This window comes from Dictyobacter sp. Z7_2 (assembly GCF_057551105.1).
In genome coordinates this window covers 3,899,352-3,912,468 of sequence record NZ_BAAJPE010000002.1, presented here as the reverse complement: position 1 = coordinate 3,912,468, position 13,117 = coordinate 3,899,352, and the positions used below count along the sequence as shown (strand labels likewise).

The window sequence follows — 13,117 nt, the reverse complement described above, 5'->3', positions numbered from 1 at the left end:
AGGGATGTAAGAGCAACGACACAGGCGCATACAGGGAATTGGGTCGGAGGTACGTGGGATGCGATTAGAACAAACGCCAAGAACCGAACAAACCGTGAGAGTAAGTGCTCGTCTCGTCACATCGAGCACCATTTTACATCTTTCAGCTGATGAGCTTGAACGCACGATCAATCAGGAGCAGACAGACAATCCCGTGCTGGAGGTGACAGAACAACGCATTTGTCTCTTCTGCTCAACACCTTTGTATGGACAGTCCTGCACCGTGTGTGGACGCTTTACGCAAAATGTCCACCATACTCCTGAGCCCAGCCAACAGGAAATTCCTCAGGAGGGTCAATGGGAACAGCCACCTTTCTTCTATGACAGCGATAACTATGGCTTCTCGGATGCCGATGACGATTATGATCCCATGGCCCACATCGCCACTGGCGAGACGCTCTCTGAGGATCTGCTCCAGCAGCTAGAAGCGCAGGTCTCCCCGGACGACGCGTTAATCGCCGAGCAGTTGGTAGGCAACCTCAATGAACGTGGCTATCTGGAGATCAGCCTGCAAGAGATCGCCGACCACTTACAAGTTCCCTATGAACGCGTCGCCTATGTCCTGAGCCAGCTCCAGACGCTCGAACCGTGTGGCATCGGGGCTCGTAATATCCGCGAATGCCTCCAGATCCAACTCGTCGCCATGAGTGAGCAGCACGAACCTCATCCGCTGGCGTATCGGCTCATCGAGGATTATCTGGAAGAGCTCGGACACAATCGCTATGCTGAGATCGCTCGCAAGCTCATGGTCAGCGAGCAGGAAGTCCGTCAGGCATCACACTATATACGCAGCACCTTACATCCCTATCCCGGACATCTGTACCGCGCTGCGAGCAACGACACCGCTCTGGGCAGCGGCACCACTTATATCCATCCAGATATCATCATTCGCGAGGGAGAAAATGGCTTCGAGGTAGAGCTCACCGAAGAAAAGCGCTATAATTTTCGCGTTGGCTCACATTATACCGATCATCCAGAGCCACTTGAGACGAACAACGATATTCAGCGCTATATGCATCAGAATAGAGATCGCGCCAGCTTCTTTGTCGACTGCATCCACAGGCGCTGGCGCACGCTCAAGCGCGTCGCGGAGGTCGTGATCAGCCATCAAAAGGACTTCCTGGAGAAAGGCATTCGCTATCTCTATCCACTCACACGAGCCGAGGTGGCCACTAACCTGCATCTGGATGAGGGCACGGTGAGTCGCGCCACCGCGAACAAGTATGCCCTCCTGCCCAACGGTCGCCTGATCCCGATCTCGGATTTCTTCGATGGCTCACTGAGAATCAAGGATATGCTACGCGAACTGATTCAATCTGAAGATCCGCAGCATCGTCTCAGCGACGAGGAACTGGCGCGCCTCCTGACCTCAAGCGGGATTACTCTGGCACGCCGCACGATCACAAAGTATCGCGAGGAGATCGGCATTGGCTCATCACGCGAACGCAATGCGTAAGGGTTCGCTACTCAAGCAATGTATATGAAGGGGCGACCGATCATACAAAAATCTACGTTGGATACTCAATAGAGCAAATGATTGAGAAGTGTCCAAGCATGGAGAGCTGAATGACACCTCCAGTTCGAAAGATGGAACGAGAAACGTGCTGCTATGCAGTAACGCGCTCGTTCCCTATCTTACAAGTTACCACCAGCACTCCACTACTATCGGTCATGCCCGCAATAGAGCCGAGCCCATCGAAGAGAGAGTAGTAGACCTGTCCTGCCGAGGTCCGTTCGCTGTTGAGCGGGCCACAACTACAACGCACATACTCGTTGCCGGTGGTCGCCGACGTTTTTTCGCTACTAAACCCAGGCTGGTGTAGATCATAACGTTGCTGTTGGTGCTCAACCCTTTCTAGCCTACTTAAGGACTGACGCATACAAAATTATTTATCTGGCGTACAGTATCTATATATAAAACCAATAAGAGCTGTCAATAATAGAATAGCTAGCGTCTCATCTATGAAAATTTTGTGAGGGCTTACAAAACTTTCATAAAGCACAAAAAACTCAAGAATAACAGCAAAAAGTGTTAAAATGAAATAGAAGTTAGCGCGTTTAGAATGTAAACGATTTGTACGAAAATTTTTATTATAAATAAATACGAGCCCAAATAGGCTCACAAAGATTAAAGTGCATCGAAAAATTGTAAGGAGCATGTTTATTTCCTCCCATGATGGTTTTTATTGATGATTACTAATGATGTTCGGATTTAATAAGCTTCGTATACTATCTACAAAATCTTTAAGTACATTTTTGTAGATAGTATTGCAAATTTTTTGTAAATTAGTCTAGTATAACTTTAGGCATCCAATTACTTAGCCTCCCCATTCCCATTGTGATGCACCACAGATAGGTATACGAAGCATTGAAGGTTGAAGCTCCAGCATACGTCTTGGAGGTCATGTTCCCATTGGGATCATAGCCCACCGTCCACGTTTGGCTTGGATTGACCACTTTCGTCAAACGGTTCTGGCTATCATACGTATAAGTGCTCGTGACGACCGTCGAATAGTTACCTGCTGCATGGATCGTTGCTGTGTGCATCACATCTTTGGAAGCTGTGGAGGTCCCATAGTTGTAGCTGTACCCGGTTATCGGGGTTGTCACTGCCGTCGAGCCAGTACAAAGGAGGCTATTCATGGTGCCACCTGTGTTGGTGAGCTCGCGTCCGGCGGCATCAAAGCTAAACAGCATGCCGGTACTGTTAGGATAGATGATACAGATGCGAAGGAGCCATACTGATTGAAGCCCCATTGCTCGCCAGTTTGCTGGAAGGTAACAGTATAGGTGCCGCTTCCTGTGGGAGCGATGCTGGAACACCTATGGGTTGCCTTGACAGTGTGGTACATAGTGACAATAAAGATAGATTAATGCAATTGGTTCTTCGTAATAAAATATCAGATATTGCGTTTTTCTATCTATAGATGCATTTTTGAGAAAAATTGACAAAACAACAAAGTATCAGATTAAAACAAATCTTGATACTTTGTTGTTCTCAAATATGGAGGATAAGCATGAAAAAATCCGTGAGCATAGAGCAAAAAGGGACACTTACATTTTATGGAGTTCTATACTTTAAGCAACGCAATGGCTTTGTCGGGTTCGACATAGATAGTGCGTTCACGCTCATAAATGACCATGCCGGGACCACCACCTTTCATGTGGCGTACATGACGCTGCAAAGTATAATCAACCGAGGCGCTGGTAGTCCCACGCGCTTCGCTATAGTAGGCGGCCAGGCTGGCGGCTTGATTGATGGTGTTATGCGGGATTTCACGTCCGGCGGATTTGATGATGACATGAGCTCCCGCCACGCCACGAGCATGCAGCCAGAGGTCATTCGAGGTCGCTTGATGAAACGTAACTTCTTCATTTTGACGGCTATTTTTGCCTACTAACAAAGTGAAACCCTCACGACTCTGGATATGCAGAGGGACACCACCACCCGGTGGCACTGGCTTGCCTTTGGCAGACTTGCTTCCTTTTCCTTTACCCTGGATCTTTTTGGCCGCTTTGAGCGCTTTCTTATCGACCACGACTTTGCTGCCACGCATGTAGCCCGCCGCCTGGACTTCGGACTGGACATGAGTGATCTCGGCAGCGTTCTCCGCGATTTTCAGATCAGACATGAACTGAGTTACCATCGTCAATTCAAGGTTGTTCTGCTCGATCTGAGCCGGGACCAGTTCCAGTGCGCGGCGCAATTTATGATATTTGTTGAAGTAGCGGTTCGCATTGGTCACAGCATCAAAGCGTGGATCAAGGGGCACACTGATCTGAGCGGTTTCGTCAGCACCCGATTGATCAAAGTAGTTCACCAGGACAACACTTGTCGGCCCCTGTCCCACTTCGTGCTGATGCGCCAGCAGCAGATCTCCATAGAGACGATACTGCGCGGCTTCCTCAGATTGCACCATCTCCTGACGCAACAGGTCGGCCTTGCGCAGGCAGCGATCGATATTGGTCTGGAGCGCCTTACGGATCGGTGAACGTAAGCTATCAAGCGCATCACGCCATTCGGCCCGAGCGAAATACTCATCCAGCACGACGTTGATCGAGGGCGATTCCTGCACACGCAGGTCCTCCCTGGCCGCATATTGCTCCAGCAGATAGGCGGCGAAGGCTTGCGGCACGTAGCGCTCGGCTCCTGCAGTGGCAAAGGTATTCTGTAGCTCATCCGGCGTCAGTTGACGCTCGATCAGCCGCGGCTGCCAGCGCTTCTGTCGATACAGTTCCGCCAGATCGTTGATATGCCAGGCCAGCTCTTCCCAGGTGGCTGGATTGGTCTGCGTCATCAGCGTCTCGGCATCCTCGGTCGTACGAAAAACAGCTTCACGCGCCAGCAGAGGACTAAAACCAGCGATCTGCCTGGAGAGTAGCTGCCAGACCTTTGGAGCCTCGGCATTGCGCTTGCGCTTCTTGTCGGTCACTGGCTCGGGAGTCACATCACCGGCCGCTATCACTAACTGAGCAGCCGTCACATGACCCGGTATTAGTCGCGGCAATGACTGTCCCGCGATCGTGCGCAGCATCGGCGGCGGCGGCACATACGGCACGCCAGTCGCAATCACGCGATAGCGATTGACATCCGCACCGACACGCTTCAAGCTTCCCAGAATCATCCCCTGCTCATCGCAAAAGATGATATTGCTCAGGCGTCCCATGATCTCGATAATGATGCGAAAGCGGATCCGCTCATCGCCTTCGCTCTCTTTGCGATAGCCCGCTACGATCTCAATTACACGCTCCCACTCAGGCTGCACAATCGATTCGATCCGTGCGCCCTCCAGATGCTTGCGTAGCAACATCACAAAGGCTGGCGGCTCGTGCGCAATGCGCTGCGGCTTCAGCGCGGTGATATGCGCTCGCGCCAGCTGCGGGTGCGCGGAGAGATAGATCCAGCGATTTTTCCCACCCTGACCCTCTTGCGCACTCGGCACGTAGCACTGCAAGGCCACCGCATGCTCTGTCGGTTGGATAATCGTATCGATCCGTCCACCGATCAACAATTTCCGCCATTCATCGGCAACCGCCGCCAGAGTAAGCGCATCAACATACATAGTAATTTCCGATCTATTTCGCTATCCCAGCAGGTATAATCGTTGCTGAGGCTGGATGTCTCCGAACGACGTCCACAGGTTTCAACAAGACAACTTTCGAGATTACCTGACCATGTTGTACAATAGTAGTGCAAGCGTAAGTACGGATAGACTTATCTATATGAAATGCATATGGATCTTCCCGGCCCTGTGCTCGCAGCCATAACTTACAGTATAACAAAGAGAGGTTTGTTCGTACACACATTCTCTCTCTATTTGCTTTTTCCTTGCATTCATATCAGAAAGGTGTCATAGTATCTTTCTCATTCGCTTGAACGCGACGTAATTCGCGCACCAGCGTGTATGAATGTCTATGGGTAGAGCCACACCAGGAAGAGAAGCATGCAAGTTGAGACTCAACTAACTACCGAAAAGTCCCAGCAGGCCGCGTCACCCCGGCAAGGACTCTTATTCGTCCTCTCAGCACCTTCTGGAACTGGGAAAGATACCGTCATTAACGCCCTCAAAGAGAAGGGCGTGCCCTTTCACGTGGTGGCGTCAGTAACGACACGCTCTCCCCGGCCCGGCGAGAGCGAAGGGCATCCCTATTATTTCGTGAGCCATAACCAGTTCCAGGAGATGATCAAGCACAACGAACTCATTGAGTACGCACAAGTGCACGGCAATTGGTATGGACAACCTCTCAAACAGATCAAAGACAATTTACAACAAGGATACGATGTGCTGCTCAAAATTGACGTCCAGGGAGCCGCAACCGTACGCGCCAAAGTGCCAGGAGCAATCTTTATCTTCCTGGTCCCCGGTACACCCGATGAGCTCGTTGAACGCTTGACGAACCGCGATACGGAGACTGAGGCCGAACGCACGCGTCGCCTCGCCGACGCCCAACATGAGTTAGCACAGCAGGATCACTATGACTATGTGATAGTGAACCGCCAGGGACAACTTGCCGATGCCGTCAACAATCTACATGCAGTCATGCAAGCAGAACATTGTCGTACACGTCCCTCATATGTTGACATCTAAGCAAGCAAAAGGTTAAGGAAAACATGTCTCAAATAGATGAACGTTTTGAACCGTCGCGCACGATAGAGCGCAATCTTGGTATGGAGTTGATACGTGTCACCGAGGCCGCCGCCTTGAGCGCTGGACGCTGGATGGGTCGGGGCAATAAGGAGATGGTCGATCAGGCCGCCGTCGACGCGATGCGTCACGCGGTTGACGGCGTCGATATGCACGGAGTGGTCGTAATTGGCGAGGGAGAAAAAGATGAAGCTCCCATGCTGTACGTCGGAGAAGAGATCGGCAACGGCAATAAGCCAGATGTGGATGTGGCCGTCGATCCAGTCGATGGCACACGCCTGCTGGCCCTGGGACTCCCCGGCGCTCTGGCTGTGATCGCGATCGCCGAAAGAGGCAGCATGTACTCGGCCCCTCCCGGCGTTTACTATATGAATAAGATCGCCGTTGGACCGGCCCTGCGCAATGTGATCGATATCAATGCCTCAGTGGCAGTCAATCTCGATCGGATCGCACGCGAGCGCCGAGCCCATATCGATGACCTGACGGTCGTCGTACTGGATCGCCCACGCCATCAGGATCTCATTCGCCAGATTCGCGAAGCCGGAGCACGTATCCGCCTGATCACCGATGGAGACGTCGCAGCAGCGATCCAGGCCGCCATGGAGGACTTTCGCGGCATCGATGTGATGATGGGCATCGGTGGAGCACCAGAAGCGGTATTGGCCGCCGCCGCCCTCAAATGTTTGGGAGGCGAGATCCAGGCCAAGATCTGGCCCCGCACTGAGGAGGAGCGCGAGCGCTTCAAGGCCGATGGCATCGATCTTGAGCGCGTCTATCGCACCGATGACCTCGTCAAAAGTAACGACGTGAGCTTCGCAGCTACCGGTATCACCAGCGGCGACATGCTCGACGGCATCCAATACTTTGGCTGGGGCGCACGCACATCATCCGTCATGATGCGCTCGCATTCCGGCACCGTGCGCTACATCCAGGCGCGCCACAAGTGGCGTCAAAAACCCCAGTAGCGTCGGACGCTTGCGTACGATGTCCCACTCGACGTATGAAACAGCACAATCTCGGCGAGCAACGCTGACCTGCCTGATCGTACGATGAACTGGGACATCGTACGCAAGCGTCCGACGCTACGTCAAAGTTCGGCTTTGATATTTTCTCGCCTTAAGATTGGGCTCGGAGATGTTCGATGACGGCATCAGCCACATCCGAGGTGCCTACAGCACTGGGATCGTCGGGGCGGGGCTTGAGATCATAAGTGGTGGATCTCCCTTCCGCCAGGACACGCATCAGGGCTTTTTCGAGACGATTCGCCGCTTCACGCTCTTCTAAATGACGCAGCATCATCACGCCGGAGAACATCATGGCCATAGGGTTAACCTTGTTTTGGCCGGCATATTTGGGTGCACTGCCGTGTACGGGCTCGAAGACGGCATAATCGATGCCGATATTGGCTCCTGGAGCAACTCCGAGTCCGCCGATCAGGCCAGCGGAGAGATCAGAAATAATATCTCCGTAGAGATTGGGCAAGACAAGGACGTCATATAATTCAGGCTTTTGCACCAGTTGCATACACATATTGTCTACAATACGATCTTCATATTGGATGTCTGGATATTCTTTGGCGACTTCGTGCGCAATGGAGAGAAATAATCCGTCAGATAAGCGCATGATGTTGGCTTTGTGGACGGCGGTCACTTTGCGACGTTTGTTCGCTCGTGCATATTCAAAGGCAAATTTGACGATACGGCGTGAGGCGGCTGCAGAAATATATTTAATACTCAGTGCAGAGTCGAGATCTATCTTATGGCCGCTGGTTCGACCGATCAACTCGATTAATTCGTCATGACCAGCCGAACCACGCTGAAATTCAATTCCGGCATAAAGATCCTCAGTATTCTCCCGGACAATCACAAGATCAATATTCTCATAACGGGAACGCAGTCCCTGATAGGTTCTAGCAGGACGCAGATTAGCATAGAGGTCGAGTCGTTTGCGTAAGGTGACGTTGGCGCTGCGTTGCCCTTTGCCAATCGGAGTAGTGATAGGACCTTTTAGTCCAACGTGTGTGCGCTTAATCGACTCAATAACCTCATCTGGCAAAACCGTCCCTTGCTTTGCCAGCGTTTCTGCTCCCGCCTGTCGCACATCCCAATCGAACTGCACCCCCGTTGCTTCAAGAACACGACAGGTCGCTTCCGCGATCTCTGGGCCAGTTCCATCGCCGGGAATCAGCGTCACTGCATGCGGCATGAAATCCTCCATCGTAAGCAGAACTCTCTCGACGTTCGTAATTTAGAGAGAGTAGGTTTTTCCGATTATAGCACACTTTCTCCATATTTTTCTGCTTTTTTGATCACTTTGTGGCCTTTGTTCGTCTGACAGCAGTAGCGGCAGTTGATGTAGACCCTGCTGCACGACGTGCAGGAGCTTTTGATTTTGGTTTGGCTTTACTTTTACTGGCGGTGGTGCGTTTCGTAACCTTCTTTTCCGTAACCACTCCATCAGATCCCACGACAGCTTTGTCGCTGCCAGCCTTCTTGCTTCTGGTTGTGCGAGCACGTACGGGAGCCGTCACTCCATCGGCCGTCGCGCTGGCTTTTGCACGACTGACACGCGTGGGCTTCTCCTCTCCCGCCTGACCAGGTTTGGCCTCGGCATTCTGCTGAGCGGTAATAAACTCGCTATAGCAGACAGCCTCTTTGCTCCCTCTGGGGATGACCATCAAGCCTCCACAACGCGGGCAGAGCTCTTCGACGGGACGCTCCCAGCTGGCAAAGTTACAGGTCGGATAGTTGGCACAACCATAAAAGACGCGCTTCTTGAGACGCGTCTTGCGCTCCACCAGATCACCTCCGCACTGCGGACACAGGGCTCCTGTTTTATTCAGTACCGAGCGACGATAGCGACACTCGGGAAAATTCCCACAGGAGACAAACTTGCCAAAGCGTCCAGTACGGATCACCAGCTTATTGCCACATTCGGGACAGATCTCATCGGTCTCTTCCAATGGCTTCTGAACGCGGTTCATCTCCAATTCAGCTTTTTCCAGCGAGGTCTTAAAATCGCCATAGAAAGCTTTTAAAAACTCTGTCCAGGAGCGTTTGCCATCCTCAACATCGTCCAGTTGACGCTCCATGTCTGCAGTGAAACCTGGAGAGACAATGTTGGGAAAATGCTTGTTCATGACCTCATTGATGGTCTCACCAAGCCAGGTCGGCACAAAGCGTCGCTGCTCCTGATCTACATATCCACGATCCTGAATCGTACTGATGATAGGCACATAGGTGCTTGGTCGTCCAATACCTTGCTCTTCCAGCTCTTTAATCAGGCTGGCTTCCGAGAAGCGTGGAGGTGGCTGCGTAAAGTGCTGTTCCGGCTTCAAGCCATGGCTATCCAGGACCTCTTTCACCTGCATCAGTGGCAGCAACTTCTCATCTTCTTCACGCGGCCAGACGGCGTAGAAACCCTGAAATTTCAGGTTCGATCCCGTGGCACGGAAGATATATTGTGCGGCAACGATATCGGCACGCACAGTATCAAAGACAGCCGGCGTCATAAAGCTGGCCACAAAGCGCCGCCAGACGATGTTATACAGTTTGAATTGATCCGGTGTCAGATGAGACTTCACCATCTGAGGGGTCAAAGAGACCTCGGTAGGACGAATCGCTTCATGAGCGTCCTGGGTTGTCGCCTTGGATTTGCCCACACGGCCGGAACCAACATATGGTTTGCCATATTCTTGCTCAATATGCTCTTTGACTTTGCCTTGAGCCTCATCAGAGATGCGCGTCGAGTCGGTACGCATGTAGGTAATCAGACCCTGATGGCCACGCTCGCCCAGTTCAATACCTTCGTAGAGCTGCTGCGCCAGACTCATGGTCTTCTTCGGCTTGAAGTAGAGCCGTAAGGATGCATCCTGCTGCAACGTGCTGGTAGTATAAGGTAGAGGTGGCTGGCGACGGAGCTCACGCTCCTCGTATTTGTAGACGCTATAGGTTGCGTTCTGCAATTCCTGGACAATCGCCTGCGCCTCTTCCTGAGAGGTAATCTTGATGCGTCCCTTCTCAGCTTTTGGCGCAGCCTTGGCGGCTTTTCCATTCTGAGCGGCTTCGGCTTTGGCCGGCTCCGCACCTTCGACAGCATCCTCAGCGCGACTCACCTCGTCGATATCTTTTAAGCGCGAGATCAGCATCGCCTCAAAGCGCTCGCTCTGCTGATGCTTACTCAGCGTCACGGCGATGCTCCAATATTCTTCGGGAATAAAGGCACGCACCTCGGCCTCGCGATCACAGATGAGACGTAAGGCAACCGATTGGACACGTCCAGCGCTGGTACCGGATTGAATACGGCGCCAGAGTAAGGGACTAATCTTGTAGCCGACCAGCCGGTCAAGGACACGACGAGCCTGCTGTGCGTTAAAAAGATCCTCGTTGATCTGACGAGGTTTCCGGATCGCTTCCTGTACGGCTCGCTTCGTGATCTCGTTGAAGACCGCTCGCCGAGGATTCTGCAAATCGAGCAGATTTTTCAGCGACCAGGCAATAAATTCGCCTTCGCGATCCGGGTCTGGAGCCAGATAGACTTCATCGGCACGCTTGGCCGCCGCCTTCAGCTCTTCAATCAGCTGATCTTTCTTCTCAATCACTTCATATTTAGGAGCGAAATCTTTCCGCGTATTCACACCAAGCCCTTTTTTGGGCAAATCAAGGATATGGCCTCGCGAAGCGCGAACCTCATAGTCGCGACCAAGAAACTTCTCGATTGTTTTTGCTTTGGCTGGTGACTCAACAATTACAAGTTTTTTTGCCATTGAGCTGTTTACCTGACCTTTAATACTCTGAACAAAACCCGCATAGTTTTTTGTGTTCGTCTTCAAGGATAGAATAGCACAGGTTGACAAGTAGGTATTCTATCCGATTTTGCATCTATTTAAAATTTTCGCCTATGTCCTACCTCAGAACCCTACCTTTACGCTCTCAACCGGCAGATGTATCTACGGGATATTATTCTCAACAAGGTAATCAGACAAGGTGAAAGGAACCGTCAAAATTTTCTTTTGAAGCATACCATATGTGGCAAGAGAATATTTCTCCCCTGGATAATCTGATCACACCAGAAAATCTTGTTTCGGACGACTCTGAGCCGAAAAAAATGTAGCAGCGAACCTATCATTACCATGGACCTTGACCCCATTGGGCATGCATGCTATGCTGCATACATCTACTACAGAGGATAGAAGCAGAAGCGCCAACTCGGAGGAACAGCATGCGAAAACAACACCCTTCTCAGCCAGACTCTCCTGACACAGATCATCCGCCACAAGAGACTCCTACGGATGCTGCATTGCCTCCTACTGCACAAACAGAGGCACATAAAAAATCACCACGCAGGCGCTCATATGGCGCGGTCCGAGCCGGGATGGCTGTCATCGCCGGTCGCACCGCTGGAGCATTAAGCCGTCGCCTGCACTTAGGCGGCGGCACCAGTATTGTTGGGGTGGTTGCACAACGCGTCTACCCCGATATCGTTGGACATCTCGCGACCGAGCTTGAACATGGCAGCTTGATGATCACTGGCACCAACGGCAAAACGACTACGAGCAGTTTCATCTCCGCGATTCTGCGCGATGACGGTCTACGCGTCTGGCGCAATCGCGAAGGATCAAATCTGGTGGGCGGAGTAGCCAGCTCACTCGTGATCCGCGCACGTCCCAATGGCCATCTACGCCGAGCGGGCGAAGCTATCTCCATTTTAGAGGTCGATGAAGCCGCCCTGCCATCCCTGGTACAATCGATTCCTCCCCGCGTCCTGGTCTTTACGAATCTATTTCGAGACCAGCTCGACCGCTATGGCGAAGTCGATACGGTCGTCAGCACGTGGAAGAGAGCGATTGCGAAGCTACCCACAAGTACTATCATGGTGCTCAACGCCGATGATCCCACGGTCGCACAGCTCGGAGAGCTCTTCGCGGGCCGTGTCCTCTACTATGGCATCGACGACATTCCTCTCGATGCAGAGAAGCAGACCGGAACTGTAGAACGACATCAGGTACTCGATACGCGTGTCTGCCCACGCTGTGGACACACCTATGAATACGATCGACAATTCTATAGCCATATGGGACACTATCATTGTCCCAACTGTGGCAACAAGCGTCCAGACCCGGAGGTACGTGTGACCTCGGTCCACGTGGATAGCTTCGATCGCCTACGCTTACAAGTTGCCTACGCTGAGCAGCAACGTGAAATTATCGTGCCGCTGCCAGGATTTTATAATATCTACAATGCACTGGCGGCGGTGGCGACCTCAGTGGCACTCGGCATCGATTGGGAGCCAATCATTACAGGCATCGAACAATCCAAGCCTGTCTTTGGGCGTGGAGAACGTATCCAGGCGGAAGGGCGCACTATGCGCTTGCTGCTCGCGAAAAATCCCACCGGCTTCAACGAAGTCCTGCGTACGCTCTTCGCGGACGGCACGCCGCGTCACATTTTGTTTGTCCTCAATGATAACATTGCAGATGGTCAGGATATTTCCTGGATCTGGGATGTCGATTTTGAAAGTATTGTCGGTCATGTGCAAACGCTGGTGGTTGGCGGCACCCGCGCTCTGGACCTGGCGATCCGCTTAAAATACGCCGGCTTTGGCGAAAAAGAGATCGTGATTGTTCCTCCAGCTCCACTCAAAGCACAAAAAAAGAGCGTGACATTGCCCGCCAAAAGATCTAAAAGAACGCGTAAAAATGTCACACAAAGTGAATTTTTAGAGTATACTATCCAAGAGGACCAAAAGTTCTCGGAGCATCGTTATGGTTTGAATAAGGCTCTCGATAGCGCACTACAATACACGCCCATCGGAGAGACACTCTTTATCGTTCCTTCGTATACCGGTCTGTTGGAAGTACATCGTGAGCTGGAACAGCGCGGTTTCGCACCACATTACTGGGAGGGCAGAGATGCGTAACATGCTGTCGAACA

At 51.9% G+C, this 13,117-nt stretch carries 9 protein-coding genes; 4 read left to right on the top strand and 5 right to left on the bottom strand.

Translation table 11 applies throughout. The annotated features are described in order from the left end of the window. Window positions 1–58: 58 nt before the first annotated feature. Window positions 59–1,495: an RNA polymerase factor sigma-54 gene (rpoN, locus tag AC27N8_RS29910; RefSeq protein WP_487072371.1), complete on the top strand. Its 1,437-nt coding sequence runs from the start codon at window positions 59–61 to the stop codon at window positions 1,493–1,495. 151 nt (window positions 1,496–1,646) lie between these two features. Here the strand turns inward: rpoN and AC27N8_RS29905 are convergent, their stop codons facing one another. The 3 genes from AC27N8_RS29905 to AC27N8_RS29895 all read right to left on the bottom strand — a co-directional run bounded on the left by AC27N8_RS29905 (window position 1,647) and on the right by AC27N8_RS29895 (window position 5,102). Next, window positions 1,647–1,919, bottom strand: coding sequence for a hypothetical protein (locus AC27N8_RS29905; RefSeq protein WP_487072369.1), 273 nt, complete (start codon window positions 1,917–1,919; stop codon window positions 1,647–1,649). Between the two features lie 406 nt (window positions 1,920–2,325). Then, complete coding sequence (locus AC27N8_RS29900; RefSeq protein ID WP_487072367.1) at window positions 2,326–2,796, bottom strand: RHS repeat domain-containing protein; 471 nt, start codon at window positions 2,794–2,796, stop codon at window positions 2,326–2,328. Between the two features lie 314 nt (window positions 2,797–3,110). Further along, on the bottom strand, window positions 3,111–5,102 hold the full coding sequence (locus AC27N8_RS29895) for an Rqc2 family fibronectin-binding protein (RefSeq protein WP_487072365.1): 1,992 nt from the start codon (window positions 5,100–5,102) through the stop codon (window positions 3,111–3,113). Between the two features lie 381 nt (window positions 5,103–5,483). Here AC27N8_RS29895 and gmk point away from each other — a divergent pair, with 381 nt between their 5' ends. Together gmk and glpX are read left to right on the top strand one after the other, a co-directional pair. Continuing rightward, entirely contained in the window at window positions 5,484–6,128 is a 645-nt protein-coding gene (gene gmk, locus AC27N8_RS29890; protein WP_487072363.1) for a guanylate kinase, read from the top strand. A 23-nt stretch (window positions 6,129–6,151) separates the two neighbouring features. Continuing rightward, window positions 6,152–7,150, top strand: coding sequence for a class II fructose-bisphosphatase (gene glpX / locus AC27N8_RS29885; RefSeq protein ID WP_487072361.1), 999 nt, complete (start codon window positions 6,152–6,154; stop codon window positions 7,148–7,150). 151 nt (window positions 7,151–7,301) lie between these two features. Here glpX and AC27N8_RS29880 read toward each other — a convergent pair whose 3' ends face one another. Both AC27N8_RS29880 and topA read right to left on the bottom strand, forming a co-directional pair. Beyond that, a complete protein-coding gene (locus tag AC27N8_RS29880) occupies window positions 7,302–8,390 on the bottom strand; it encodes an isocitrate/isopropylmalate dehydrogenase family protein (RefSeq protein WP_487072359.1) in 1,089 nt (362 codons plus the stop codon). 103 nt (window positions 8,391–8,493) lie between these two features. Further along, window positions 8,494–10,950, bottom strand: a complete 2,457-nt coding sequence (topA, locus tag AC27N8_RS29875) for a type I DNA topoisomerase (RefSeq protein WP_487072357.1) — start codon at window positions 10,948–10,950, stop codon at window positions 8,494–8,496. 455 nt (window positions 10,951–11,405) lie between these two features. Here topA and AC27N8_RS29870 point away from each other — a divergent pair, with 455 nt between their 5' ends. After that, the gene (locus AC27N8_RS29870) at window positions 11,406–13,103 is read left to right on the top strand and encodes a MurT ligase domain-containing protein (RefSeq protein ID WP_487072355.1); all 1,698 of its coding nucleotides are present in this window, start codon (window positions 11,406–11,408) and stop codon (window positions 13,101–13,103) included. Window positions 13,104–13,117 lie beyond the last annotated feature (14 nt).